Origin of the sequence: Mesorhizobium sp. M0587 (assembly GCF_040320945.1) — a bacterium.
Taxonomy (GTDB): domain Bacteria; phylum Pseudomonadota; class Alphaproteobacteria; order Rhizobiales; family Rhizobiaceae; genus Mesorhizobium.
In genome coordinates this window covers 1-1153 of record NZ_JAMYQP010000102.1, presented here as the reverse complement: position 1 = coordinate 1153, position 1153 = coordinate 1, and the positions used below count along the sequence as shown (strand labels likewise).

Genomic DNA, 1153 nt, shown 5'->3' with positions numbered 1-1153 from the left:
TGACCTTGACCTTGGCCTTGACGAAGTGGTGGCGGATCGGGCTCGGCGGCAGTTGCAGCCGCAAGCGGCCGAAGGCGACGGTGTTGTCGTTGCCGACGACGCGCTCCTCCTCGATGCACAATATCTCGGCCAGTTGAGCGGGGTCGGCGGCGACAAAGGCGCTGTCTTCAACCGCGGCCGGCTTGGCGAAGCGGGCATTGTGAGCCGGCAGATAGGTCTGTGCGATGAAGCGGTTGGCGGCCTGGATATCGGCAATGCCGGCCAGCGCCAGTTCCTTAGGCAGCCGATCCTGCAAGGTTGAGAACATCCGCTCGGAGCGCCCCCTGGCTTCAGGCGAATAGGCCGGGATATGCTCGATGCCCAGTTGCCGCAGCGCCCGCCCGACCTGGGTCAGCCGGCTCTTGTCGACCGCCTCGCCGGCCTTGAGGGTCACGAAGTAATGGCTGCCGCGATCGGTGTAGAGGCTCGACGGCAGGCCCTTGGCGACCAAGGTCTCCAGAAGTCCCTGAAAGCTCGACGCCGTGCCTTCCTCCTCGATCAGAAAGGCCGAATAGAGCGTGCTCGTTGCATCATCCATCGTCACGATCAGATCCAGCATCGGCTGGCCTTCCAGCCAGGCATGCCGGCTGCCGTCCTGGTGCAGCATCATCCCCTCGCACGGCTTCCTTTCGCGCTTGCGCCGGTGAGCGCCGCGCCGCTTGGCCCGTTCCACCAGGCCCGCCGCATGAAGCTGCGTCTTGATGAAGGTGTAGCCCCAGCTGAAGTCGTGATCGCGCAGCAGGTGCTCGTGGAAATGCTTCACGTTCCAGCCAAGGTAGCGATGACGATAAAGCTCAAGCATCGCCTCGATCGCTTCCGCAGGCACCCGACGCGTCGAAATCTTGCCCAAACGCCGGTCGAGCAACCCAGCGTCCCCAGCCTCTTCGTAACGGTCGCGGTAACGGCGAAATTGCCGCTCCGACATGCCCAGCAACTCACCTGCCTCCATCATCGAAAGATCGCCGCCATCCCAGCGGCTCAAAACGTCGCGAAACTTCTGCATTCTCCGGTCCTGTAGCCATGCCGCCCGTTTCATCCCCAGCCTCCATTGGCTGGACATGAAACCGGACAACTCACCTGCTACCTAATCCGGACAACTCGTGTGCTTACGACA

General features: G+C 62.8%; 1 protein-coding gene. It reads right to left on the bottom strand.

Annotated elements, in window-relative coordinates; all coding sequences use genetic code 11:
• Positions 1 to 1042: ISNCY family transposase (locus tag NKI49_RS33190; RefSeq protein ID WP_352608431.1), on the bottom strand; the 1042-nt coding region annotated here is incomplete at its 3' end.
• Positions 1043 to 1153 lie beyond the last annotated feature (111 nt).